General features: G+C 52.8%; 25 protein-coding genes. 9 read left to right on the forward strand and 16 right to left on the reverse strand.

Annotation, left to right across the window (positions count from 1 at the left end):
- Positions 1 to 11: 11 nt before the first annotated feature.
- From EYZ66_RS11700 to birA, 3 genes are all read right to left on the reverse strand, one after another.
- Positions 12 to 1346, reverse strand: coding sequence for a phytoene desaturase family protein (locus tag EYZ66_RS11700; RefSeq protein WP_009575173.1), 1335 nt, complete (start codon positions 1344 to 1346; stop codon positions 12 to 14).
- A gap of 171 nt (positions 1347 to 1517) precedes the next feature.
- Positions 1518 to 1913 carry an ACT domain-containing protein gene (locus tag EYZ66_RS11705; protein ID WP_009575174.1) on the reverse strand — a complete coding sequence of 132 codons (396 nt, stop codon included), beginning with the start codon at positions 1911 to 1913 and terminating at the stop codon, positions 1518 to 1520.
- A 66-nt stretch (positions 1914 to 1979) separates the two neighbouring features.
- Entirely contained in the window at positions 1980 to 2954 is a 975-nt protein-coding gene (gene birA / locus EYZ66_RS11710) for a bifunctional biotin--[acetyl-CoA-carboxylase] ligase/biotin operon repressor BirA (protein ID WP_009575175.1), read from the reverse strand.
- Positions 2955 to 3099: 145 nt separating this feature from the next.
- Here birA and EYZ66_RS11715 point away from each other — a divergent pair, with 145 nt between their 5' ends.
- Together EYZ66_RS11715 and EYZ66_RS11720 are read left to right on the forward strand one after the other, a co-directional pair.
- Positions 3100 to 3465 (forward strand): hypothetical protein, encoded by a 366-nt coding sequence (locus tag EYZ66_RS11715; RefSeq protein ID WP_009575176.1) that lies wholly within the window; start codon positions 3100 to 3102, stop codon positions 3463 to 3465.
- A 112-nt stretch (positions 3466 to 3577) separates the two neighbouring features.
- Positions 3578 to 5638 (forward strand): TonB-dependent receptor family protein, encoded by a 2061-nt coding sequence (locus EYZ66_RS11720; RefSeq protein ID WP_160195681.1) that lies wholly within the window; start codon positions 3578 to 3580, stop codon positions 5636 to 5638.
- Between the two features lie 132 nt (positions 5639 to 5770).
- Here the strand turns inward: EYZ66_RS11720 and EYZ66_RS11725 are convergent, their stop codons facing one another.
- On the reverse strand, positions 5771 to 6073 hold the full coding sequence (locus EYZ66_RS11725; RefSeq protein WP_009575178.1) for an addiction module antidote protein: 303 nt from the start codon (positions 6071 to 6073) through the stop codon (positions 5771 to 5773).
- 104 nt (positions 6074 to 6177) lie between these two features.
- On the opposite strand from EYZ66_RS11725, the gene EYZ66_RS11730 reads away from it, so the two are divergent.
- The 3 genes from EYZ66_RS11730 (at position 6178) to EYZ66_RS11740 (ending at position 7643) form a co-directional block, all read left to right on the forward strand.
- The gene (locus EYZ66_RS11730; protein ID WP_009575179.1) at positions 6178 to 6945 is read left to right on the forward strand and encodes a VOC family protein; all 768 of its coding nucleotides are present in this window, start codon (positions 6178 to 6180) and stop codon (positions 6943 to 6945) included.
- A 72-nt stretch (positions 6946 to 7017) separates the two neighbouring features.
- Entirely contained in the window at positions 7018 to 7257 is a 240-nt protein-coding gene (locus EYZ66_RS11735) for a type II toxin-antitoxin system HigB family toxin (protein WP_268869516.1), read from the forward strand.
- A gap of 17 nt (positions 7258 to 7274) precedes the next feature.
- Positions 7275 to 7643 (forward strand): helix-turn-helix domain-containing protein, encoded by a 369-nt coding sequence (locus EYZ66_RS11740; protein ID WP_009575182.1) that lies wholly within the window; start codon positions 7275 to 7277, stop codon positions 7641 to 7643.
- A gap of 16 nt (positions 7644 to 7659) precedes the next feature.
- Here EYZ66_RS11740 and EYZ66_RS11745 read toward each other — a convergent pair whose 3' ends face one another.
- Positions 7660 to 8439: a glucose 1-dehydrogenase gene (locus EYZ66_RS11745; protein ID WP_009575183.1), complete on the reverse strand. Its 780-nt coding sequence runs from the start codon at positions 8437 to 8439 to the stop codon at positions 7660 to 7662.
- A 193-nt stretch (positions 8440 to 8632) separates the two neighbouring features.
- Here EYZ66_RS11745 and EYZ66_RS11750 point away from each other — a divergent pair, with 193 nt between their 5' ends.
- The 3 genes from EYZ66_RS11750 to EYZ66_RS11760 all read left to right on the forward strand — a co-directional run bounded on the left by EYZ66_RS11750 (position 8633) and on the right by EYZ66_RS11760 (position 10755).
- Complete coding sequence (locus tag EYZ66_RS11750) at positions 8633 to 10048, forward strand: MFS transporter (RefSeq protein WP_009575184.1); 1416 nt, start codon at positions 8633 to 8635, stop codon at positions 10046 to 10048.
- A gap of 180 nt (positions 10049 to 10228) precedes the next feature.
- Positions 10229 to 10480 (forward strand): type II toxin-antitoxin system Phd/YefM family antitoxin, encoded by a 252-nt coding sequence (locus EYZ66_RS11755; protein ID WP_009575185.1) that lies wholly within the window; start codon positions 10229 to 10231, stop codon positions 10478 to 10480.
- Positions 10477 to 10755, forward strand: a complete 279-nt coding sequence (locus EYZ66_RS11760; RefSeq protein WP_009575186.1) for a type II toxin-antitoxin system RelE/ParE family toxin — start codon at positions 10477 to 10479, stop codon at positions 10753 to 10755. Before EYZ66_RS11755 ends, EYZ66_RS11760 begins: the two co-directional genes overlap by 4 nt.
- Here the strand turns inward: EYZ66_RS11760 and EYZ66_RS11765 are convergent.
- Positions 10749 to 12191, reverse strand: a complete 1443-nt coding sequence (locus EYZ66_RS11765) for an MBL fold metallo-hydrolase (RefSeq protein ID WP_009575187.1) — start codon at positions 12189 to 12191, stop codon at positions 10749 to 10751. The genes EYZ66_RS11760 and EYZ66_RS11765 overlap by 7 nt on opposite strands.
- Before the next feature lie 176 nt (positions 12192 to 12367).
- On the opposite strand from EYZ66_RS11765, the gene EYZ66_RS11770 reads away from it, so the two are divergent.
- Positions 12368 to 14638 (forward strand): arylsulfatase, encoded by a 2271-nt coding sequence (locus EYZ66_RS11770; RefSeq protein WP_160195682.1) that lies wholly within the window; start codon positions 12368 to 12370, stop codon positions 14636 to 14638.
- A 53-nt stretch (positions 14639 to 14691) separates the two neighbouring features.
- On the opposite strand, the gene EYZ66_RS11775 is transcribed toward EYZ66_RS11770, so the two are convergent.
- The 10 genes from EYZ66_RS11775 to EYZ66_RS11820 all read right to left on the reverse strand — a co-directional run bounded on the left by EYZ66_RS11775 (position 14692) and on the right by EYZ66_RS11820 (position 25322).
- Entirely contained in the window at positions 14692 to 15651 is a 960-nt protein-coding gene (locus EYZ66_RS11775; RefSeq protein ID WP_009575189.1) for a CsgG/HfaB family protein, read from the reverse strand.
- A gap of 12 nt (positions 15652 to 15663) precedes the next feature.
- Positions 15664 to 16572, reverse strand: a complete 909-nt coding sequence (locus EYZ66_RS11780) for a CsgG/HfaB family protein (protein WP_009575190.1) — start codon at positions 16570 to 16572, stop codon at positions 15664 to 15666.
- A 146-nt stretch (positions 16573 to 16718) separates the two neighbouring features.
- Complete coding sequence (locus tag EYZ66_RS11785) at positions 16719 to 18647, reverse strand: DUF3604 domain-containing protein (RefSeq protein WP_009575191.1); 1929 nt, start codon at positions 18645 to 18647, stop codon at positions 16719 to 16721.
- Positions 18648 to 18983: 336 nt separating this feature from the next.
- Positions 18984 to 19679, reverse strand: a complete 696-nt coding sequence (locus EYZ66_RS11790; RefSeq protein ID WP_009575193.1) for an alpha/beta fold hydrolase — start codon at positions 19677 to 19679, stop codon at positions 18984 to 18986.
- A gap of 75 nt (positions 19680 to 19754) precedes the next feature.
- Positions 19755 to 20309 carry a PadR family transcriptional regulator gene (locus EYZ66_RS11795; protein ID WP_050793384.1) on the reverse strand — a complete coding sequence of 185 codons (555 nt, stop codon included), beginning with the start codon at positions 20307 to 20309 and terminating at the stop codon, positions 19755 to 19757.
- Positions 20310 to 20488: 179 nt separating this feature from the next.
- Entirely contained in the window at positions 20489 to 21277 is a 789-nt protein-coding gene (locus EYZ66_RS11800; protein WP_009575195.1) for an SDR family NAD(P)-dependent oxidoreductase, read from the reverse strand.
- 152 nt (positions 21278 to 21429) lie between these two features.
- Positions 21430 to 22485, reverse strand: coding sequence for an alpha/beta hydrolase fold domain-containing protein (locus EYZ66_RS11805; protein ID WP_009575197.1), 1056 nt, complete (start codon positions 22483 to 22485; stop codon positions 21430 to 21432).
- 80 nt (positions 22486 to 22565) lie between these two features.
- A complete protein-coding gene (locus EYZ66_RS11810) occupies positions 22566 to 23360 on the reverse strand; it encodes a thioesterase family protein (RefSeq protein ID WP_009575198.1) in 795 nt (264 codons plus the stop codon).
- 131 nt (positions 23361 to 23491) lie between these two features.
- Entirely contained in the window at positions 23492 to 24823 is a 1332-nt protein-coding gene (locus EYZ66_RS11815) for a DUF1254 domain-containing protein (protein ID WP_009575199.1), read from the reverse strand.
- Positions 24824 to 24887: 64 nt separating this feature from the next.
- Positions 24888 to 25322: a nuclear transport factor 2 family protein gene (locus EYZ66_RS11820; RefSeq protein ID WP_009575200.1), complete on the reverse strand. Its 435-nt coding sequence runs from the start codon at positions 25320 to 25322 to the stop codon at positions 24888 to 24890.
- Positions 25323 to 25425: the final 103 nt, after the last annotated feature.

Raw genomic sequence — 25425 nt, forward strand, 5'->3', positions numbered from 1 at the left:
GCAATCGGTGACTAGGCACTCAGTGCGCGACCATAGCGCTGGGCAATTTGCTCGGCAGCAATTTTACCCGATACCGCCGCAGACTCGGTGCCAATTTTGCCCTTGGGTGCATTCCCGTCCCCGACCATGTACAGGCCTCGAATAGGCGTATTCACCGGCATACAACGCCCGACCGCGCGACGCCCCGCAGGATACTTGCCGCTAAACTTGGCCTTGACCAAAATCTCAGCCTCGTGTTTAAAGCCCGGAAAATTCGCCTCTAACTCATCAATGGTGCGCTGCAATTCTTCGTCTAAATTCGCGTCTTCAAAGTGCTCGGGCGCACCATAGGCTGTGTGAACATACTTACCCTCGGGAGAATATTGCCCGGGCGAGATCGCCGAGGGAATTTCTAAGTAAATTAAATTGCGGTTGTTGCTAAACACCATACAGCCGTCAAAATCGGGGACCAGGGGGCGATCCATAACAAACGCCACGTGGTAAATGGGCACGGGCGTCGCGTTAGTGTGCAGCTGCTCGACATAGCTGCGCTCGAACATCGACTCGCCGCCACAAAAGTTTACGGTGGCGTCTGGCCCGAGGTTCGAGACCACCACATCGGCGGGTATAAACTCCTCATCGCCGGCCGCGTTTTTAACCTGTACACCCGTGACTTGACCGTTTTCAGTTTGAATCGATTTGCACACGGTGTGGCACAGCACCTTACCGCCTTTGCGCTCGATACCCGCGACCAAGGCGTTCATCAAAGCCAAATTGCCCTGGCGGGCCAAACCGAAGCGCGTGCCCTTGCTGCTGTGTTTTAAGAATAAAAAGAAGTCGTGGGCGCTCAGCTCATGCGTGCGCACCCCCATCAAGGCCGAACAGTAGCCGTCGAAGAGCTGCTTGACGCCCTCGTTGTCGGTGTACTGGTCGAACCATTCGCGCAAACTGATATTGTCTAGGGGTAGCCAGTCTAGGAGTGCGGTTTTGATATGACCCAGCAGTTTGGCCGCCTCGGCTTCGTCCTGCATCGCAAAGGTTACCATGCCCGCCAAGCCGCCACCCCCTGGCGGCAAATCGTAATCCCCATGGGGCATTCGATAGCGCATGCGACCCGTCACGTCTACCATATCCATCTCGACATTTAGGGCATCAAAGGCCTGGCGAATAGCGCTGGACGGACCCATAGGCACCATCATGGCACCCGTTGTTACCAAATAGTCACCCCATTGCCGATGCGAGCAGCGACCACCTGGGTACGGTGACTTTTCAAGCACAGTAACATCAAAGCCCTGTGCCACCAGGTAAGCCGCGGAACACAAGCCACCAATACCGGCTCCCAGAACGATGATTTTAGGCGAATTCATAGCGCATCCTTTTTATTGTGTTGTGTCATGCGGTCAGCGAGCCCCATGGCTCTGCGCGCACCATCATCATTACGATGCTATCAGCTTGAATTTAAAATAGGAATTAAAGATTGTATAAATAGACTAAAAAAGCGGTAACGTTGGTGACAGCCGTCAATTGCTGGGGCGGAATTAACCCAACTCGGTCAACGCAACAAGCGCTTGCTGCGCAAGATGAGCCGGCACAAAGATATGATCATGATAATACCCTGCTACCACATTTGCGCTGATGTCACGGCGTGCTAACTGAGCTGACATCGCGGCCGTTAAACCTACCGCTTCGAGGCTGGAGTGCACGGTCAAGGTAATACAACAAAACACCGCGTGGTACTCCAAGCCATGCTCATCGGCTACGTCTCTGGGCACAACCAAAGTCATGCCCTCGACCTCACGTACCATCGCGATAGGCTGGAGATTTGCGTGATCCCCATACTGCGCATGGGCAAAAGATACAAATACGTACTCGCCAGCAAGCAGGCTAGGCGCCATGGATTTCAGTAAAGTCGCTAGGTTGGTTTCCCCCGTCATGCTTGTCCTTTCTGCAACTATCTCGAGTCGTGTTATTGGCCTAGCGAGCTTGCGGTTTTAACACCCCTAGGCTTGAGGCCGCAAACTCACCTCGCCGCCATGAAAGCTCTGCAGCCCCAGCGTTGTTTCGATTTGAATCGCGCCGTCGCGGTCCACACCCCGCTCGGTGCCCGCTATGCGCGCATCACCCATCAGTATATTCACTGGCTGGTCACGGTAGGCATCGAGCGCTTGCCAAGCTTCCCGCCAAGGTGCAAAGCCGCGCTCCTCCCAGTGTTGGAGCAAGGGCAATACATGATTTAACACACTGGCAATCAGCTCTGCGCGCGAGGGTTTGACGCCCTGCTGATACACATCGGTCCAGGCTTGATCAATTCCGTCTTGCGCATATTCAGGCATGTTGACGTTTAAGCCCATGCCCACCACGACGGAGCATGGGCCCGCCATATCACCGGTTAACTCAATTAAAATGCCACCTAGCTTTTGCTGCTCGACCACAATATCGTTGGGCCACTTCAGCTGCGCGGTCGCTACACCTAAATCCTCTAGAGCCCGCACAACGGCAACGCCTATCGCCAAAGACAACCCCTGCAAAGCGGCGGCACCACCCTGCACCTGCCAACCCACCGACAAATACATGTTGCGCGCGTAGGGGCTAACCCAGGCTTTGCCGCGTCGACCGCGACCCGCCGTTTGCTGCTCGGCGCTAACGACAATGGCTTTACCGGGAATTGCGCGGTCGCTCATCGCCTCTTGGCAGAGGCGATTGGTCGAGTCGATTTGCTGTAGCACCTGGAGCTCGCCAATCAGGCTTTTGGCTGTGTCGTTAACAGCGCCCAGTACGTCGTTATCCGTTAGCAAATCCAAACCGCCGACAATGCGGTGCCCAACACTTTTCACCGCCTCTAAAGCTATGCCCGCTTCTTGTAACTTTTGCAGCTGCTTCCATATGGCGACTCGGCTAACGCCCGCAGCGTCCGCCAAAGCCTGTCCCGAATGCCACTCGCCGTCGGCTAAAACCTGTAATAATTGCGTATTCACGTGCTGCTCCTGTGTGTAAGCTCAGTGTAGCAAATGTCACGACCCTAGCCCTAGCCTCATCAGGCAAGGTATCTTGCATGTCTCGCCTTGACACGCCAACACTAGGTATTCGAGATTAGCAATGAAGGATTAAATCGCATCGCACATGGCTCAACATACGCGTTTTATTACACCAACTCGCAACGTGCTAGCACTACTTGTGCTGGTCGTGGGCATCGGTCAGGTGGCCATGCTTTGGCACACGACCTTGGGCTACGACAATTTAATACGCGCCATATTGGGCTTTACCAATATCTTAACGGCTCTGGGTTTGTTGGGCACATCGCGTTTGCCGCTGTTGGGCACCACCATCATGCTGTCTTGTAGCATCATGTTAGATGCCCAATGGTTCCGATCGGGTACAACCGACAGCACCCTCGTATTTAGTCTACTGTGTGTGGGTATGCTGGGTGGACTCGCTCTGGCGATTTTGACTGCCCGAGCGCAAGTCGCAGATTCAAAAGCTAATTAATCTTATACTCCACGCACGCCAAAGATAAGAATTATTCTCACCCAGTTATTGACAATCATTCTCATTTGCATTTAGATTACACCCATCACAACACAATCAGGAATGTATTGCCATGCGCGCCAAAGCTCTACCCCTTTCAATTGCTGCCATTCTTGCCAGCGGGGTCGTAACCACCCAAGCAGATGAAGCCCCCACTGCACAGGCGGATCGCGCTATTCCGATGCCGGTCATCGAGGTGGTCGGCAAGCGCGTTGACGACGCTAAGCGCTTAACCGGTTCGGTGGTAATGGTCGATCGCGAGCAAATCGAGGCTATCCAGCCGCTCTCCACTGAAGACGCATTACGCCGCGTACCCGGTATTAACATTAAAAGCGAAGAAGAAACCTCGATAGTGGCCAACTTTGGCATTCGCGGCTTATCGGCTAGCGAGTCGAAATCGCTGATGCTAGAAGACGGTGTGCCCGTCGCACCGGGTTTATTTATTGGCAACGAGCGCTATTTCAATCCACGCATCCAGCGGGTTGAAAACATAGAGGTCTTAAAAGGCTCGGCGTCCTTGCGCTATGGTCCCTCGACCATTGGCGGCGTGGTGAACTATCAAACCAAAAATCCGCAAGAAGGTGTGCTCATTAGCGCTCGTGCCGGTTCCTACGATATGCGTGAAGTGTCAATCGAGGCCGGTGCCACCACCGTCAGCGGCGATGCCTTCATGGGCGTAGTGGCCACGCATGCTGAGAGCGATGGCTTCATGAACAAAGGCTACGACATGGACGACGTCATGATCAAAGCCGGGCTGGCCATTAACGATGCGCATACACTCGGCTTAAAAGTCTCTTGGTACGACAACGACGCCAACATTTCTTATCGTGGCTTGTTGCTGGACGACTATCGCAAAGGCGCCGAGTACAACCCCGCGCCCGATGACTACTTTTTAACCGATCGCCAAAGCGCCGACGTGAGCCACGAATGGGTTCTTAACAGCCAAGCCACATTAAAAACAGTGGCTTACTACAGCGAGGTCACCCGCGACTACTGGCGCTACAGCGTCGATACTGCGGCCTCAACCACAGCGGGGCGCTGGGTGTATACCGACGCGTTAACCGGCAACAACCGCGCCTTCGAGCGCGTAGGTTTTGAATCGCGCTTACAGCTGACCAACACCTGGTTCGGCCTTGATGGTGAAGCAGAGTTTGGCCTGCGCTATATGGAAGAAGAGTCAAACGACACTCGCATTCGTGCCACGCGCACCGCCGACCGCACGGGAATTAACGACCGTCATCGCGTCGACAGCGCCGACGATATGGCCGCGTACGTACAAAACCGCTTCGAAATTAACGACCGTCTGGCCCTAACACCGGGCTTGCGTGTCGAGTCTTACGAACAGCGACGCGTTATCTTAAGTGACAACAACGCCTCGGCAAAAACCCGCAACACCGAGTGGTTACCCGGCCTTGGCGCGACCTACGAAGTGAACGATGCCGCGCAAATTTTCGGCGGCGTGTATCGCGCTTTCTCGCCTGCGGCTAATGAGGTCGCTCTGGATGGTCTGCAAGATCAACAGCTCGACGGCGAGCGCTCGACCAACTTTGAATTTGGCGTGCGCGGCACACAAGGCGCACTGAACTACGAAGTGGCGGCTTTTTACATGGACTTCGACAACCAGGTCGTAACCGGCAACTCTGACCCTAACTTATCACAAAGCAACGCCGGTCAAACGACGCATGCGGGTATGGAAGCAAGCTTCGGTTACGTGTTTGGCAATGGCTTTAGTATCGATGCCAACGCCACCTGGGTGCCAGAGTCAGACTTCGAGACCGGCGACTACCGCGGCAACCGCCTACCTTACGCTCCCAAAGTGTTGGCTAACTTAAGCCTCAACTACCAGCGCGGTGACTTTAGTGGCGGCGTATTGGTGCACCACCGCGGCGAGCAATACGGCACTCCTGACAACCAGATCGCTTTACCAACCGGTGCGGCGGGCGGCATTTGGGGCGGACGCTTAGCTGCCTACACCATTACCGATGCAGTGGCTCAGTACGAAGTTAACAGTAACTTGACCGTGTTCGGATCGGTAAAAAACCTAATGGATGAGCGCGCCATTACTGGCCTTCGCCAAGGCATCTATGTAGCGCCAGGTCGCAGTGTCGAGATGGGCGTACGTATTCGACTGTAACTCCGCAAATGCGGTGTGATCGGTAAGACTCCCACCGCGTTTACCACTACCGCAAGCTCCCCCGGCTGTGCGGTAACCTTTGGCCGCGGCCCCCCTGCCGCGGCTTTTTTATTCAGTATGTTGCAAGCAAGATCAGCGAATACAAACTGCTTGCAGCTCAATATCCAGGGCCTTCAACACCGCCATTATCGTCTCAAATCTTGGCTTCGCACCAGGCACCAGTGCCTTATAAAGCGATTCCCGACCCAAACCTGTCGTATTGGCGATCTTAGCCATGCCTCTGGCTCTGGCGACGTGCCCGATCGCGCGCAAGAGCTCGTCGGTATCGCCGTCGTGTAGCACCAAACTCAAGTACTCAGCAACAGCCTCTTTAGATTGGAGGTACTCGGTTATATCAAAAGATTCTAGTTCGTCGCTATGATAACTCTTGGGCATTGGCCAGTTCCCCTGCTAAGGTATTTATTGCATACGCTCCGTATCCACTGGGATACAATCTCATAATTTACGGTTCCCGCGCAAGCCCAATATCAGGTACAGCTATGACCCCAATTATCAGCAAACTAGACCACGTAAGCATCGCAGTCACTGACCTAGCGAGCGCCGTAAAAGACTATCAAACCTTGTTCAACACAACGCTTAACGCCCGCGCATCGAGCACTGAAAACGAGGCCTGGCTTTACACCGGCAACATCTGGCTGCGCTTGCACCAAAGCGACGATGCCAGCGGCCTACACCACATGGCCTTTGCCTGTAGCGACTGGGCAAACGCCCAGCGACGCATTAAACAGTTTACACTGGCGATCGATGAACCCGCGGCACCAGAAGCAAAGAGTAGTACAGTGCGCCTAAATCCCGAGCGCACGCGCGGACTATCACTCAGTTTGATGCTACAAGTTGCGCCCTCGCAAGATGCTGTAAAGACATCGCGCGACGTCACAGGGCTGGACCATGTGGTCATCAAAACCGCCCAACCCGAACATACCGGATTTGTCTATGGCTCGATATTGGGCCTTGATTGCCGCATGGATTTGAGCAACCCAAAATGGGATTCGCGCTTAATTTTTTATCGCTGTGGTGATTTGATTGTCGAGCTTTATCACCCCTTAAGTCGTCGCGAGCAGGACGCCCCCGACAGCTTTTTTGGATTGACCTGGCGCGTGGCAGACGTGAACGCAACTCGCACACGACTGCTCGACTCAGGCGTTCTCGTGTCTGAGCTACGACCCGGTCGCAAACCTGGCACGGCAGTATTTACGGTTAAGTCACATACGCAGGACGTGCCTACACTGTTTATCGGGCCAGCGTAAAAAACCACCTATTGCCAAACGCAGAGTCACAACACTCAGTAGCGCAACAGAAGAATCCATCCATACAGTGATATCGAGCAACAAGCGCTCCCGTGGTGCCGATATGTGCACCGCGCCAACTGGGAGTCTCCCGCGGATCTGAAGCGTGATTTTCGGAGCGCGAGCATCCTTAAAGACGGACGAGCGGTCTTCAATATCCCAGGCAATAAATACCGGTTAGTCGCGTGGATTAACTACGCCTACAAAGTCGTATACATCCGTTTCATCGGAACACACGCCCAGTACGATTTAATTGATGCGCAAACCGTTTAATCGAACAAGAGGTTACGATGGACATACAGCCAATAAAAACTGAATCGGATTATCAGCGAACATTGAGTCAAATCGAGGATCTCATGTCGGCTCAGCTCAACACTGAGCAGGGCGACAAACTGGATGTATTGGTTACACTAGTTGAAGCCTACGAGACCAAGCAGTTCCCCTTAGATCTGCCAGACCCCATCGAGGCCATTAAATTCCAGATGGAGCGGCTTGGTCTCAGTGCTAAGCATTTAGAGCCTATGATCGGGCGCCGCAACCGTGTATACGAAGTATTAAATCGTCGTCGAGCGCTGACGCTACCGATGATACGCAAGCTCCACGCAGAGCTGGGCATTCCAGCCGAAGCACTCATCAAACCCATCAAAGTTGCGGCCTAAACCCTAAGCCTTTGGGTTAAGCCCCCTTTGGCGCCCCGGGCAAACCGGCATAGTAGTGCCCTGCGGTCATTCCACCGTCCACCACCAGCTCCATACCCATGCAGTAACTGGCATCATCGGATGCCAGATAAGCCGCAGCGGCTGCAATGTCCGATGGGTCGCCGGCACGCTGGCTTGGGTAACGCGCGTACGCTTTGTTGACATCTTCGCGCTTGTTCCCCTGTGGGTTAGACAAGGGCGTGTCGATACCGCCTGGGTGGATAGAGTTTACACGAATACCCCGTGGGCCCCACTCCAGCGCTAACGATTTGGTTAAACCTCGCACTGCAAACTTAGTAGCACCGTAAATCGACACCGCGTTCGCACCTTCGAGCCCGTCGGACGAGCTCATGTTAATGACACTACCACCGCGTTTCTCGAGTAGCGGCAACGCCGCCTGGCAACCGTAAATAACCCCCATCAAATTGACGTGAATGAGCATTTCGATTTGAGCATCGCTGTAGCCTTCAAAGGGCGCAAAGAACAAGACACCCGCGTTGTTTACCAGAATATCCAAACCACCAAATTGTGCTTCGACGGCATGCATCGCCTTGGCCCAATCGTCTCGCGAGCTGACGTCTTGGCGCAAAAACTGCGCGCTATCCCCATAGGCCTGGATAGAGCTTTTTCCCAAATCCTCATTTACATCGGTGACCAACACCTTGGCGCCTTCGGCAATAAAGCGTTTCACAATGCCAGCGCCAATACCGCTGGCTCCCCCCGTCACTAGCGCGACTTTCCCTTTCAACCGTTGCATAACTTTTTCCCTGCGTGATTATTCTTGTTTTGATTCTACGATGTCCGACCACGTATCGCCATGTGACGACGACCGTGTGACGTGCCAAATTATAGTCCAGATGCGCGTGCACCCATTCATGCCGTGCTGGGCAATATTCTGCAAGCGCACGCATGAAAATTACAGTACAGTGCGTTAAGCGATAGAGGTGCCGATGACAACAATAACAGCGAATCTTAGAACACAGCTCACCTACGGTTTTGGTGCCGTGGCCTACGGCATTAAAGACAACGGCTTTGGATATTTTTTACTGCTGTTTTACGGCACAGTCGTGGGCTTAGAACCCGGGCTGGTGGGCACCGCCATTTTTATCGCGCTGGTATTCGACGCCATCAGCGACCCCATTATTGGTTACTGGTCCGACAACACGCGCTCCCGATGGGGACGCCGACATCCCTTCATGTATGCCGCTGCAGTCCCTGTGGCCATCAGTTATTGGTTGTTGTGGAACCCACCTGAGTGGGGGCAAACGGGCCTGTTTTGGTACCTTGTGTCTCTTGCCGTATTAATTCGCACTTTTATCACGCTGTATGAAACACCGAGTTCCGCGTTAATGCCAGAGCTGAGTACCGACTACGCCCAACGCACCTCGATTCAGGCCTGGCGTCAGTTTTTTGGCTGGAGCGGCGGCAATTTCATGAGCGTAATGATGTTTGGCTTGCTGCTGGTACCGACCGAGCAATACGCTATTGGTACCCTGAATCGCGAAGGCTACGAAACGTATGGGGTAATCTCATCGGTACTGATCTTTCTGGCCATTATCATCTCAGCGGCCGGCACCCATAACCAAATTCCGCATCTACGTGTTCCACCCAAACGTGACCAGCGAGGTCTGGCCGCTATTTTTAAAGAGCTGTTTCAAACACTGGGTGAAAAAAGCTTCATGGCGCTGTTCGCCGCCAGCCTGTTCGGTGCTATGGCCACCGGGCTTGCCGGCGCCATGAGCTACATTTTGCTGACCTACTTTTGGGGCTTGTCGTCTAGCCAAATCTTTATTTACACCTCGCTGGTTTTTATTTCGGCGGGCATTGGTTTGGCGGTAGCGCCCTGGTTTGTGAAGCGCTGGGGCAAGAAAGCGGCGGCGATTCGCCTAGGTGCCATGGCGTTTTCGGTCGCACCTGCGCCAGTGCTGTTGCGCCTTATGGGCCTAATGCCTGAAAACGGCGACCCCATCCTATTTCCGCTCATTGCGATCATTAATACCGTCGATCTCGGCTTAATTATCGCCTGCCAGGCCGTGCTGTATTCTATGGTGGCTGACCTAGTCGAGAACAACGAATTGCGCACCGGCAAGCGCAGCGAAGGCGTCTTTTTTGCGGCTATTACCTTTATTCGCAAAACCAACCAGGGCTTAGGCGCCTTTGCTGCCGGTATTATTTTAAGCCTGATTGCCTTTCCTCAAGGCGCCTCTCAGGCCGAGGTCTCAGACGAAACGCTTCGAAGTTTAGGTTTATGGCACGCACCCAGCCTGCTGATATTGTGGTCACTCATGCTGTTTTGCATCAGCCGCTATCAGCTCAGTAAAGACGATCATGAATCGAATTTGCAGAAGCTCAGAACACGCTCTTAGGGCTTTAGCATTTTTCCATCAAAAGCGCTCAGTCCCTCGTGCTTTACGAGTATTACTGTAAATATATCAGACCAGCCACTGCTTGAACTGGATTTACATTTGACGATTAACGTACTATAAAAAGCATTCTTAAAAGTACTTTTAACCGCACTCAATCGGCACGAGACCTACGAGGAAACCATGGCAACTATCACAGCAAACGAGCTCAAAACCAAAGGCATAACAGCGGTGGATACAGCGCTCGCCGAAGAGCCTACCGTTCAAATTACAGTGCGAGGTTCGGCCAAATACGTGGTGATGCGTTGCGAACACTACAACAAATTACGAGAGCAAGAGCTTGATCTTGCCATTCGCGAAAGCAGGGCAGAATTTGAACGCGGCGACTACGTTATCGAATCAGTAGAAGAGCACATGCGCCGAGTTCTGGAATGATGCCGTATACCCTGATTTACACAAAGCGCTATCTGAAACGCGCATCCAAATTTTTAAAGGCACGACCGGAGATTCACGCACAATACAAAAAAACGCTGATGCTGTTGGAGCTGAATCCCTTTCACCCCTCGTTACGCCTGCACTCGCTGAGTGGACGAAGCGATGGCGCCTACTCCGTCTCGATTAATATGAGCTATCGTATTGTGCTAGACATCGTATTCGTAGACGACAACATCGTACTTTTGGATATCGGCACCCACGACCAAGTTTATTGATCTAACCGTGCCATACGCCACTTAAGCTTAGCCATGTGACCCAAATACACAGAGATTTCATTCAACGGCGTACCTGGCACAATGCGTTTTGCGTAAACGTCCATACTCAAATCCAAGACCGCACGATTTTCAGGGTAGGCCTCTACGGCCCAATCCGCAAATTGGCTCGCTGTGGCGATATCCGATGCCATCAGCGCTTGAGTTTTCTGTAAAAATGCATCTATACCACCCGCAGCCTCAATCACCGCCAGCGCGATTGTTCGCGTTCTGGGCGCTTGCCAGTGTGAGGGTACGCCATCCCACCAGCCGGTGTACTGCCGCACCACCATTTTGGCGAGGTCCGTCACTGTGTTGTAGTAAGGATCCAGATCGGGGTGATCTTTTAGCTCGGGCGGCAACTCCACACTATGAATAATGGCATCTTGGCTCAATCCCGCATTCAGGCCCTCAGTGACTTGCGCCACAATCGATTCAAAGGCGCTGGCGACCGTATCGAGCTTTTCTTGAACGAGGTCCGCGCCTTGAATCGCCGGTCCGTGCATAGGCAGCAGCGTATCGGGCTTGGTCGCCGCCATGGCACGCAGCGCTTGGGCCCATTCGTCGATGTGCCGCTGGCGACGTTTACCATTGCCGGCGTTGGGCAAAAACGGCTGATGAAAGTCACCGCTGACCACAATGTTCCGCTCGGGCGCATGAATCCAAACGTGGTCTTCAGTCTCGCCACGGGCAGTGTGTAATACAAAGGTCTCGCCGCCCATAACCAAGGTTTTGGTCCCGGTAAAGGTCTCGGTTGGAGCGACCATTTCGGCCATGGTACGCGGAATATCTCTGGGGTCTTGGTTATTCATACGCGCATTCGCAAAATCAGCCAGCTGAACATCTAAGCCCATTTCGGTAAGGAACGCGTCAGAGGCAATAATGCGTGGCGTCATACCCGCTTGCTGAAAAGCCCACGCACCGTAAGCGTGGTCCAAATGATGGTGGGTAAAAATAATGGTATGTAGTGGCTTGTCACTGAGTTCTTTTAAAACATCAATCAGCACAGGGCCTGCCGGCGCATAGCCGGTATCCAATAACAGCAAGCCTTCGTCGGTTTCCATGACCGTCACATTCACCCAAGGCATGACGATGAACCACGTGCGTGAATCAATTTGCTGAACGTCCATCATGTCGCGCGCATCTTGCCGGGCTTCTTCAGAGGTACGACTGGCCATGTGGTGCGCAATCGCTCGCGACGAGGGGCCACCAAACCCATCGTGCTTACTGGACGACATCGATTGCGCAATATGTGGGTATTCCATTACTACGGCGCGCGTGTACTGAAACAGCTCACCGGGCTTTGGTGCGTCCAGTGAGGCCTCATCGGCGACTGCCACACCGTTGCCACATGCGACCAGCGCAAGACCCGCGGCCCAAGACTTAACGAATTGATTCATTGGCTTGCCTTATTATTTTTCGTTGCCTCATTATGCGCCCCAGCGGCTTCAGAACAAGTCACTGACTCGCATTCAAGCAACCTATACGTAACCCCTTTGGCTTATCGAGCCCTATTAAAGACCATCACAAAAAGGCCTAGTATGGGGCTGTCGACGAAGCCTTTGGAATAACCATAATGTGTGTAGTAAGAACCCCTTGGATAAAAAATCTGACAGCACTGCTTGCTGTTTTGCTGAGCTTTCCTGTATTGGCAAATGATCAGCCATTACTGAAAGGCGTCCCCGAACGAGCGCCAAACGTGGTATTCGTGCTGCTAGACGACGTCGGGTTTGGAGCCACATCGACCTTTGGTGGCCCAGTGAGCACCCCGACCCTCGATGCCCTAGCCGAGCAAGGCCTGCGCTTTAACCGCTTTCATACCACCGCCATCTGCTCGCCCACTCGCGCCTCACTACTGACTGGACGCGACGCGCACGCCGCTAACGTAGGCGCGGTATTAAACTCCTCTAACCAGCTAGAGGGATACCAAGGCATTATCCGACCCGATACCGCCACAATTGCGCACATCCTGAAGGATCAGGGCTATCGCACTGCGGCTTTCGGGAAATGGCACCTCGCCCCACCTTGGGAAACAACACCCATTGGTCCCTTTGACCGCTGGCCTGTTGGTCTTGGCTTTGAAAAATTCTACGGGTTTTTAGGTGGCGAGACCGACCAGTTTGACCCCACGCTTTACCGCGACACTTCGCCGGTGTCGAGACCGCAGGGCCACGACTATCACGTGACAGAAGACCTGGCCGACGAAGCCATTAAATGGCTGCGTTTAGGACACAGCTTGCGGAGTGAGCAGCCATTTTTTATGTACTTTGCCACTGGCGCAGCGCACGCGCCCTTGCAGGTGCCAAAGCAGTGGATTGAGGCTTACAAGGGTCAGTTTGATGGCGGATGGGACGCCATGCGCGAGCACATCCTCAAACGCCAAATCGCTTTGGGTGTGGTGCCCGAAGGTACGCCATTAACCCCCCGCCCCAATGCCCTACCCGCCTGGGACTCGCTCTCGGATAAGCAGAAACAGGTGGCCGCACGACTGATGGAAACCTTTGCCGGCTTTTTGGCGCACACCGACCATCAAATTGGTCGTTTGGTGCAAACCCTCAAAGATCTCAAAGAGTTCGACAATACACTATTTGTGTATATCGCAGGCGATAACGGTAGCAGCGCCGAGGGTGGTTTGGCGGGCAGTATCAATTATATGGGGGCCTTGCAGGGTTTATCCGAGACGCTCGACGAACAAGTGGCCGCCTTGGATCGCATTGGCGATGCAAGCACCTACCCACAGTACCCAGCGGGCTGGGCCTGGGCACTGACCTCACCTTTTCAGTGGGTGAAGCAGGTTGCCTCGCATTTGGGCGGCACGCGCGTGGGCACGGTGATTTCCTGGCCCAACACTATTAAAGATGCCGGCGGCCTACGGCAGCAGTTTACCCACGTGAATGACATCGTGCCCACAGTCCTCGAAGCCGCAGGTATTCAGGAGCCCCAGGTAGTGGCAGGTGTAGCGCAAAAATCCATGGACGGTGTGAGTCTTTTACCCGCACTCAAAGACGCGGCCGCGCCAGAGCACAAAACAACGCAACTGTTCGAGGTAAACGGCAATCGCGCCATTTACCACGAGGGCTGGATGGCCTCGGCGTTTCACAAACGCTACCCCTGGAGCGTAGGTGTACGCGCCGGCGCCACCCCCATGGAAGACGACGAATGGGAGCTGTACAACCTGAACGAGGACTACAGCCAGGCCAATAATTTGGCCAGCACTTATCCCGACAAGCTCGCCGAACTGCAACAAGTCTTTGAGCAAGAAGCAAAGAGCTTGGGCATTTGGCCCATTCAAAGCGCCATGGATGCGATGAACACTCACCCCATTCCCAACTTGCGCCAAGGCCGCACCGAATTTACCTACTACCCGGGCGCCGTGGGTATTGCTGAAACCCAAGCACCCCCCATTTACAACCGCTCGTGGTCACTCAGCGCAAAACTCTCAGGCGCCCAACCTACGGGCGTTATCGCCACCATGGGCGGCTTGGTTAGCGGCTGGAGCTTGTACTTAAACGCCAACAGCCAAGCCGAATTTAAGTACCGCAACTTTGAAAAAGGCGAGGTGCTACTGACCTCGGGTCCAGTGATATCGAGCGACACGACCGTCGGCGTCGTCTTCGACTACGACGGCGGTGGCTGGGCGCGTGGCGGGCAGTTTAGCTTGATTGTAAACGGCAAAATCTTAGTGCAGGACCGCATTCAATTAACACCACCGGCCTACTTCTCGATCGACGAGACCTTTGATATTGGTATCGACACAGGCTCACCGGCAGGCAACTACCCAGCCGACCAACAGGGCTACCCCTTTGCCAGGGGAATTATCGAGTCTGTGACAATCACAATAAACTAGCCCACAAAAAAGCCGGCGAATGCCGGCTTTCGAATCTAAGGTTCTCAGAAGATCTAGCGCAATGTGCAAGCCTGCTCTCTTTTCTCAATCGCAGCGTCGCATTTAGAGCCCTCTTTTTTACAACGTTTATTCTCATCTTTCCGAGCTTTTTGACAGTTCTTTATGAACTTATCCATATTCTTTTGTTCGTTTTTGGTCAAACGATTAGCAACGTCGCCAGCAGACATCGGCGCATTTTGCATGATAATACGGGCTTTCGAAAAGTTAGGCTTTAGACTGTACACTTTTACCAGTCCAATCAACTCTTCTTCAGCGCCTAGAACTTCTCCCGTATCAGGATCAACAAAACCTTCTCCCAGAGTGACGACTTTTAAAATTTCATCTTTCTTTAAAAATCCTTCTCCATAATTCAGATAGACCTCATCATCGGAGGCTTTTGCAATTTTGACTGGGAACAAGTTTTGGGTAAGCGATTCCGCCAAGCCTCTGGATGCAGCTGCACTCAGATTATCAAACGCCTCAATACCTATCCCGCGGCATGGGTTAGATTCGCTATCACTCGTATTAACACCGTCTTCTTTTGTTATATTTTCGCTCAACCGGATCTCTCCAGTCATTACATCAACAACTCGAACATCCAAACCAAGTTTCGCGCGACATTCGCTCATGATCAGCAAGTTTTTAGCCTCCAAACCTAACTGGGTAACTCGGCCGTAAATTAGATAATCGACACCGCCGAACCCTCCAAGGCTTTGTGCTCCGCCATCAACTAGTCCTTCCATCGACATGTTTTGCTCGGTCAGCAATTGATCCAGACGGCCTCGCTCCATCAGCATAAACTTGCCGGTTTTTGAAAGCGCGGTCTCGATCGCAGTTTGTATATTACGAGTGTCATAATCCCGAAAAGAACTATCGAACGTGCCGACCGCAACGATCGGCTTGTTTCCCTGTGAAAATACGACTGGAGCAAAAAAAACAAAAACCAATAATGCAATATTTTTATAAAAATTCATGGTATCCCCTAATTAAATTTTTCGACCACGCTTCTCGACTGGAGCGCTTCTGTTTGACGACGACCCTGCTTCTGGCGCCTTTTCCAATATTCTCACCAGATCACCCTTAGCTGGGCCCTCACCTTCAAGCAATTTTGCTTTGGAGAACTTATCCGTGGTTGATGTTACCTGTAACTTCCCAAGGAAAATCTCCTCCGAGCCCAAATTCAACCCGGTTGCTTCGTCAATAAGCTCTTCTCCAGGCTGAAAAACAGCGAGAATGTCACCCTGATCCAAAATAGACGACCCATAATTTAAATAAATAACCGAGCCGCCTTTAACGACCTCAATGGGAAAAATACTAGTGGCGATCAGTGAAGCAACTTTTTTAGCGGCCATGCGCTGCACGTCCGCGAGAGGATCTCCCGCTCCCTTTGCAGTTGCGAAGCTACCAGTTGCCATGCCACCCGCGGATTTGACCATCGCTTCAGCAGTTTCTGCTTTTCGGATTTCGCCAGTCGATGCATCTACCACCTTGATATCAACCGCCATTTCCGTAATGAGACTCGCTGTCGCAAACTGCCCTGTTGCCATACCTGATTTGCGCTGACCTAATTTCGTGATTGATCCGTAAACAAGATAATCAACGCCGGCAATGTTGTAACCACCATTCGCCGTTCTACCGTCGCCCACCTCATTATTCATTCCTTGCTCAGCCAGAATTTCATCGACCCGCGCGCGCTCCATGATCTTGAAACGCCCGACTTTGGCCATTTGTGTTTCCAGCATTGCCTGAAAATTCTCGCCTTTTGCATTACGACTCCAGTCGTTTACGGTTTCTTTGATAGTTGAAATACCTACGATTGGTAAGTCCTGTGCTGCCAACAGCGTTGACGAGGCTAGAAACAAAAATGCAACGAATAATTTGTAAAGCTGCGCCATACTTCCCCCTTTCCTTTCTAAGTGTGCGAACGTTCCGGGCCTGAACTCTCGCTGTTCATTAATATTTATTTCTGGGCACCTATGTAAACACTACGCTCAAGAACCTCTTTCGGATCAGACTGAGAAATTGGCTTTTCCGACAAGACTTAAGGGTTATACCAAATCGGTGACGAGTAGGCTCGATCAACGGTTGTCATGGGCGTACCCTCGGGGAATTGTGTCCCCAAACGCGCCCGGTCATACGCGGTCCATCTGGGTTTAGGAATTTCAAGCACACGCACATAGTAAAACGCGCGCTGAGCTGGGTCAAACTCCGGGTCCTGCCAGTACGCCCTCAGAACGGGCGCACCAATGGTGTTTTGGTAGGTCGCTTCTTGCTCGTTTACCGTATTACCCACCGACTGACGATTACGACCATCGTCGTCAGGCAAGCGTCCACCCGCCAACGCAACATCGTAAATACGTTCCTGCATTTGCCCCGCAGCATCAATGTAGCCTTTAATGACTTGTACCCGGTCAAGATTGGCGCCATCGGGGTCCCGCTCGGCATGAATCATCAAAATGGGTCTTTGATCGCCAGAGGCTTTTGATAAATCCCCCCCCATAGGGACGCCTTTTTGATAACCGAAACGATCGAAATCAGGGGCAAAAAAGTCTTCTTGAGTGTAATCAAAGCCGCCAAACAAGCGCAGTCGAATACGTGAACCCGTGGTCGCGTAAACCTCTTTGCGCTGCATAGCCTCAAAAATCGCCTCGCGGGTATTTTCGCGCGCCCACACTGCGGCTAAGCCCGAGGCCAGAGCCATACTGTGGTCTTGCTGCACTTCGTGTGAACCGGGTCGCCCTGTAATGGGCTCATTGACCCGAAAGCTTGAACCGGGCTCGGTGGCGGTGACCTTACCAAAGAAGTTATCTTCCTCCGCGGTAGATAGTGCCGTGTGGGAATCGGTGGATCCAACCATGCCGAACTTAAAGGGGTTAACGCCCAGAGTTGCCTCTAACGCCATACCGCGCTGCAGGGCATCGCGGGCATATTCGTAGGTCAACATGTCTTGCGTTTTGGGCTCGGGCCCAAAACTACCGTTGTCCCAAGTGCCGTAGTCGGCGTATTCGTCATTGGGCGATAGCAAGGGGTGCGCTTCGCCGTCGCCTTTGATTTGGGTTACCTCATACATAGGCTCCCACCGCGCCCGTAATGTGGCGTATTCGGCGGTGATGGGTTCACCCGTTAAGCGGTCTTTATCGCTGAACATCAAGCCATTCGATAGGTTGCCGTTGTGGGCCAGGGCCAACAATTTGCCACCAGTGTTTTGTTCGTACTCTGCCATCCACAGCCAAAGATCCTTCGGGTCTTTCGATTGGTAAGCAGAAAACGGAATAATTTGGTTAGCGTAATCCGCATTGTCTTTAAAAATCACGTTGCGATGCAGGTTCGACCCACCCGGTGCCAGAGTCCACTCAAACCCAATAAAACTGGTAAACACGCCAGGTTGGTAATGTTGGTCAGCAAAGCCGGTAACGCGAGACCAAATATCGGTGGCGATGGGCTCTGAGGCTGCACCGAGTGGATCGCGCGCTTTATCGAGCCCGCCACGCTGCCATAAGCTGTACGCTTTGATCATATTTTCAACTTTGCCGGTACTGGCAAGGTCGTACACCTTACGGCCAAAATCCTCTGCCAAAAGTGCGGCGTTTTGTTCGCGTAAGGCCACCGGTAAACCCATATTCTCAGCGTGATCAGTCACCACTAAAAAATCGAGCGGCCGGTAAAGCTTTGCCGGTGTTCCAGTACTTGAGAGCACCTCCTCGCCTTTGGCAAACCGGTAAGCGTCGTCGGGCGTCCGCAAACTTCCGACCAAGCCAGCGTCGGTCGAATAGGTTGTGTGCAAGTGGGTATCACCAAAGTACACATTTTTGGGGAAGTCAGCGCTTAGTGTCTGCGAGTAGTTCGTGGGCTGTTTAACGATGGGGGTAATGGGCAGGGTTTCAGCTTGGGCCGAGCAAGCGGCAACCAATAAGGCTAGGGCCGTCGCAGTACCTAAACAATGCGACTGAGTATGCAGCTTCGATTTCATGGTGATCTCTTCTTATGTTTTGTATTAGGCAATGAGGGCCCGTTTGAACGTTATGCGAAGCGTAACCTAGGCGTCAGTCTTTTTGCCAGTCAGATACTGGGTCTTTGCAAGCCAAAATAGGCGCAGAGAGGTAACATCAACACCAAAAAAAAGCGCCCCAGAGGAGCGCCAATAACGATAACCATTGAGGTTACGCAGAGTTTCCGAGGAAACCGTGCCCTGTTGGCAACTTACACGCGTCCAGTCAGTCAACGCCTTGAATTGCAAGCGGCTAATATCCTTAGGTGTACTAATGAACGCTGGCACCTAGGGATTTTTGTTCGGGCTGCACACATCTCAGCTTGCGTCGAGCCAGTCCAGTAAGGCATGAGCAACGGCCATAGGTTGCTCCATGGGCAGCATATGACCCGACTGGGCAATAATTACGCTCGACATACCGCACCGTGAGGCCATGGCTTGCTGATTTTCCGTTGTAATCACGCGATCACTGTCGGCAATAACAGCAAGCTTTGCTCGGCTAAAACGGGATAAAAATTGTGTTCGATCGGGCCTTGTAGCCATCGCTTTTTGATGTGCAATGAAACGTTCTGCACCATAGTGCTCTATGTCAGATTGCCTCGCTGTTTGTAAGTCAGCTCGCGCAAGATTATCGGGGTGGTAGGTCAAAGCACTCGCTTCAGCTGCCAGGCGGTAATAGCCACCCTGCTGTGCTTGGGCAATTCGCTCGGCGCGTATCGCTCGTGTCTGGTCTGTATCCGCGGCGGCACTGCTATTAATTAAGGCTATACCAAGCACTTGGGGACCTGCCGCGGCCGCCACTGCGAGGGCCACCATACCACCGAAGGAATGACCTATCAGATAGACCGACTCACTACCCACCTCGCCCAGTACAGATTCAGCGATTGCTTCAACAGACTCATAGGGCGGCAGAAAAATTGAGCGACAGTCCCAGCCCCTCGCTTGCATCACCGTGATCACCTTGTGCCAGCTGGCAGGCGTGTTGTTCACCCCGTGCAGAAATACAAGGCCCATTACTGTTCCCTAAACAAAACCGTAGGAAAAGAGTAAAAGCTTTTATTTTAACTGTCTATTTTTATATATAAAAATTTATATATCAGATACTTTCTCGAGCGTCGTAATCGACTCTTCACACCATCGCAGCTCCTCGGCAACGAGACCTATGCGTCGACGGTACAACAGTGTGCTACTGAAACGAGCGTTGTGTGGGTCATCGCAGTCTGCGGGAAAGTTTGTCACCAGGGCTTGGTATTTCGCCCGCAGATCCTGCTCGTAACGATTCAAAAATCTTTTGCGATGCCACAGCAAACGAGCGATAGCATCAGGGCCTTTGGACCACGCCGAGAACAACATTGATAAAAAATCATCACGGGTTACAGGCGGTTCTGGATCGGTATCTAGCCAACGCGCCAGCGCAGCTTTGCCGGACTCTGTCAGTTTAAAGAGTTTTTTGTCAGGCCGCGCCGTTTGTGCCTGAATCTCGAAGGTCGCATACCCATGCTGTTCAAGCTTAGCGAGGATAGGGTAGATTTGGCTGGCATTCGCAGGTCGAAATGACTGTAAATCCTTAACAACGTCATACCCTGTTCTTGGTTGTCGCAACAAAATACCCATAACAGAATAGGTTATCGTGTTAAATCTCATAGTCGGCTTTCGATACGCTGCTGTTTATAGCGCCCATTGTACCGTCTTATTCTGGCCAGGCACCAATAAAGCACTGCGGCCCAGAGGTACTGGCGCAACGCAAAGTGGTTTGAGTTTACGAAAAGAATGCAGGAGCGCGAGCCAGCTGGAAGTAACTCGCGTCCTGTTAAAACAAGGCGCTAAGGATCCATGCTCTCGCCCATGCCGGCGTACACAATGCCGCCATCGACTGCGATGGTTTCACCAATGACATAGTTGCCCGAACGGGCTGCTAAGAAAATGGCCGTTGCCGCCATGTCTTCATCGTTTCCAACGCGTTTGTTAGGAATACCCTGTGCCACGGCATCGGCGTGGTCACGCGCAGCGCGGTTCATTTCAGAAGCGAAGGCACCGGGGGCAATCGCAGTGACATAAATATTGTCGCGCACCAAACGCGCCGCCATACGCTTAGTCAAATTGATCACCGCCGCCTTAGATGCTTGATAACTGTAGGTCTCCCATGGGTTTAAGCGCAGGCCATCGATCGAGGCGATATTAATCACTTTGGAAGGCGTTGCTTGGGTGGCGTTCCCCTGCAATGCAGGGTACAGAGCTTGAGTCAAAAAGAACGGTGACTTCACATTCAAATCCATCACCTTATCCCAGCCTGCTTCCGGGAAATCCTCGAAGTTTGCACCCCAGGCCGCACCGGCATTGTTGACCAGAATATCCAGCGACGACTCGTGCTCGGCATAGGCCGCCGCTAAGGCTTTGCAGCCCTCCACGGTCGAGATGTCCGCCGGCAGTGAAATACAATTTGGGCCTAGCTCAGCCGCTACCGCATCGCACACATCTGCTTTACGCGACGAAATATACACTTTAGCGCCTTGGGCGATGTAGCCCTTAGCGATCATTAGGCCGATGCCGCGCGATCCACCGGTAACCAAAGCCACGCGTCCTTCCAGTGAAAACAATGAACTCGTATCCATGTCGTACTCCTATTTAAATTATTTGAACTTTGGGTACGTTATCGAAAACCCCACGGAGCCGCAAGGTATTCGGTCGACCTTTTTGCGAATTCAAGGCATAAAAAAACGCCCGCAGCCAACGCTACAGGCGTCTTCATAGCCAAGGCCTTAGCTTAGCGAGCGCATTCGTCAACCCAACCGCGAATATCGCGCGCCGTCACACGGCTGATATCGGTCACAGTTGAGGTAAATAGTTCCGCACCATGCGCCGTGCCCATAACTTGCCGGCATTGGGCTTGCACCCCTGCATTCATAAGCTTGCGATAAAAGTCGATACCTTCATCTCGCAAGGGGTCGCACTCATTGACGCTGACCATAGTGGGTGGAAAGTCTTTCAGTTCATCGTTGCCAGCGAAGTACGGCCACGCCAGCGGATTCTTGGCCAACAGTTCATCCATACCGTACGCCATAGCACCGTGGTTATTCCCAATGGTAATGAAGATGCCATCGTTTTCGGAGCTGGAGGGAAACTCCGGTCGTGGCCATTCACCCGAAATATAGGGGCAAAGCGCATACAAACCGGCTTGCTTGTCACCGTGGCCGTCACGAATCAGCTTCATAGTTGTCGCAATGCTTAAATTACCGCCACCACTCTCGCCGGCAATGATCATGCGCGCCGGGTCAATATTAAAGGTTTCAGCCTGCTCGTATGCCCACAAAAAGCCCGAGACACAATCGTTTAAGCCCGCCGGGAATGGCGCGACTTCAGGCACACTGGAGGGTGTCAGGCAGTTCCTAAAATCGACCATCACAACCGCCAAGCCCTGGTGCGCAATCATGCGACCCCAGGTTTGGTAGGTGCCAAAAAAGCAGGATAAGGTCATCATGCCGCCGCCGTGAATGTAATACACACAGGGCAGCGTCTCGTCGGTATCGGGGCGCATGACCGACAAATGAATGATGTTGCCGTCAGGTTCTGACTGAATCGAGTGCTTCTCGATTCGCAAGCCCTCTTTGGGTGCGACTTTGATGTTGTCCATCGCACCAAACATACCTTCCATGGTTTGCCGGCGCGCAATACCCTCGGGGCTGTTGGCATCGGCTAACAAGACCTCACGATTCGGCACATCCACCGGTGGCTCGTCAGTACCCGATAGCTGGCCCATAATTTTTAGGGCCTGTTTTAGGCGTGGATCTAACCTGGGATCCTGATCGGGGTCATACTTCATACAACATTCCTTATTATTGTTAAAACTTGCGTTATGTTTGGGCTCTTTGTGACACCATAGTTTGCCCTAGCTCTCACGCATCAAATAAATATCGCTACGGTTTGGCGTGCCGCCATCACCGCGCGCCCCTTATCATCCCACAGCGTCATAGCCTGCGACGAATAGCCGTGCTCGGCCTGCTCTGAAACAGCGCGCAATAGCCACCAACCCGATTCACTAGCTGGCTGATCGCTTAAGACATCAATGGACCAGGTCATGGTGCTAACAGGCGCACCCTTGGAAAACTTAATCATCGATGCCGGGGGCAATGCGTCAGCCAGCGCGATAACAGGCGTTAAGCCCTCGGGCAGTTCATCGTCATCATGGCGCAACCAGACCGTCATGTCGGGCTCGTGATCTGGAGTACAGGGTGTAGCGCCATCTGCCAGCCGTCCACGAAAATGCTGCGTAAAACCCGGCACACCATTGCGGTTGAAAAAGTCACGGCTATCGTTCACATCGGGCACCGCGGGTACAGGTATATCTAAATATGTTTGCTCTGACGGTCGCTCAGCACCAAAACACAGTAAGGCTCTGGCGGCCATTCCGGCCTCGCCCACTAAATCGACGCCCACAAAAGCCGCCGACTTACCGCGACGCAATAACGTTGGGGTAATGACCAACTCACCCACGGCGGGGCCGATAAAAGCAAACTGCGCCGAACGCAAAGGGGGCAACTTTTCATTAGAGCGCACAGCGGCCTCGAAGCATAAAGCCGCCGATAAACCACCGTAGGCCGTGCGCCCCTGCAGCCAATCATCGGGAAGCGTGACCGAAAAGCTGTCGCCGTTTTGAGACATCGCGGCCAAAAGCTGCTTAAAAGGAGTACCAGACATAGGGTTTACCGCCGTAAAAAGCCATGGAGCTTAGCGCGCCTTGCGCAGAATATCACCCCCTTGGCGGGGGCTTTTATTGACTTGTTGCGACCGAGATCATTGCTTGTAAGACGTTCGCAGCAACAGCCCGCTCACTGAATCCGCGTAATCACTGGTAACACATAGTCGCCCGATAATGCCTCCGGTTTAGGTAAGTACAAGCGGGTTACCACATGAAAATACGACTCGGGTATCGGCAGCCAGTTAGACACGCCCTCGGCCGGTGGGCGCGCCGATAAGGTCAGCACCAAACTGCCATCGTCTTCGTACTGTAGCCCCGGGGTGCGGTCACCAATGGAATAACGACCCAAGCTGTTCTTGGTCAATTGGGAGGTTTTCGCATCGTAGGCGGTAATCGACCAAAACGCATCGACGGGCGGCAACTCGCCCTTGGCAAACCGCAGTTGATACACGCGATCACCCTGCAAAAACTCGCCCATTTGGTCTGTCACCGAGGCGGGATACATGGCTTCTTCGGGTTGATTGATGTAACCGCCGCGAGCAATTTCAGCGCGCAACAAATAGTCCAAACCTGGGTCGGCAATTTTATCGGATATCATCCAGCCGTTGGCCACGCGCGTCGGTTTAAAGCCGCGCTGAGTTAATAGCTTAGGACCCTGCACGATGGCACAACCTAAACCCAGTAATTCATTGGCGCTCAGTTTATTGATATCAAAATTAGAATTTGGCCCCAAACCAAAACGATCAAATTCTGCCAATAAGCCCTCAGCACTGGGCGGCACGGGCATAGCTTTAAGCGCCTCGTTCAGTACAGCAAAGTACTGAATGCTTTGGTGGGGGTTAACCGCTGATGCCGACACTGGCTCTGGCCCCCTCTGGCCGATCAATTGTATCTTCTGAGCCATTGCGCGAGCCTCGGCTTCATCGGCGGTGTCTTGCGCAAGGACTCGACCCAACATCCAATTGGTATCGGTCGCCAGACGCACCACCTCAACACCGGGTTCTACCACGCCACCCGTCGGCCCAACTAAGGCGTACCGGCCGGCTTTGCCCTGATTCGTTCGAGTGCCAACGTGTGTAGGTTTACCGTACAAATCCATGAACGCCAGCGTGTAATACCTGTCGCCCATGTCGGGGACCTCAAGGTAAACAGGGCCTTCCGATAAATCGACCCACGCATTCATGTACAACGTATCGACGTTCGGCGCGCGCAGCTGCCCTTGGGTCTCTGGCGTTAATAAATGCGGATAAATGGCAACGTCGTTCACCGCAGAAGCGACAGGCTGTCCTTCCCGCGTCCAATGAGTCTCGTTAAATTTTTGCTTGTGTAAATCGACAATCGGAAAGCCGTACACATAGGCCTGTAGTCCCACGCTTTGCGCATAAACAAACTCGATATCGGTCTGCGCCGCGCACGCCTCGATCGCAGGAAGCGGCATCGCTGCCAGTAGAGCATCAAACATCCTTACCTCTTTTTACCTTTTGCCAAGCCCCGGGGGAAAGTAAAATCTTGAAATAAATATCTCATTAGGCCGTTACGTCATCGCGACTCAGCGTACGAATTTCTTCCCAATCAATAATTAAGTGCCGCCGCGTAAACTGCCACCGACCGCTGTTTTTACTCAGCCGATCCTGGTAGCGAATGTGCCAACTCAGAATCTTTTTCTCGCCGTCTAATATTTGGATGTGGTCAGCAATGCAGTAGGTTTCTGCGACGATCTCAGCACCTTCGCGCTGCGCGGTGACGTTCATGACATTATGGCGCGTGCGCAGAAAGATTTTCTCTAAGGTGTCGATAAGCTCCAAACACCCGTCGAGGCCCTCGTTGTAAAACCCAGGGCCATCGATTAAGCAATTCTCGGCCAATGCTTGGCGCCATAGATCCTTGTCTAAACGGTCGGCACCGCGAGCATAGATATCAGCAAGGTCACGCACGATCGCGACCGGGTTTGTGGTTGGCATGGTTATTCACCTTATTATTCTTAACACTGTTAAGCAGTGTAACCGACCGGCCAAAAGCCTCAAGTGAAGAGCGTAGTCCGCTCAGCTTATTTTAGGCGCTAAA

This window comes from Aequoribacter fuscus, assembly GCF_009910365.1.
GTDB lineage: Bacteria > Pseudomonadota > Gammaproteobacteria > Pseudomonadales > Halieaceae > Aequoribacter > Aequoribacter fuscus.